At 39.4% G+C, this 259-nt stretch carries 1 protein-coding gene; it reads right to left on the reverse strand.

Annotation, left to right across the window (positions count from 1 at the left end; genetic code table 11):
• On the reverse strand, window positions 1-259 hold a 259-nt coding region (locus ETC27_RS18125; RefSeq protein WP_205742788.1), incomplete at both ends, for a hypothetical protein.

A 259-nucleotide genomic window follows, 5' to 3' on the forward strand; every position in this document is an offset into this window, starting at 1 on the left:
ATCAAAGTCAATATCATCAGGAGGAAAGGAAATTAAACTTGAACCAAGATAGTCCTTCGTTGAAAGTATTCCTTCTTCAATATGATAGGTTCTTGCTTGTGGCTGCCCATCACTAAAGAAGGCAATTACAGCATTGTAAGCTACTTTTTTAGTTAAACCGTAGCGTTTGTCCTTATAGCGGAGCAATGCGCTGAGAAGAAATTCCTGAGCTTCTAAGGGCATGAGTTGCGGTTGATAATGGAGTTGTACCAGAATTTCT

The sequence above is a fragment of the Onishia niordana genome (assembly GCF_004798965.1).
In the GTDB taxonomy this organism is placed as follows: domain Bacteria; phylum Pseudomonadota; class Gammaproteobacteria; order Pseudomonadales; family Halomonadaceae; genus Onishia; species Onishia niordana.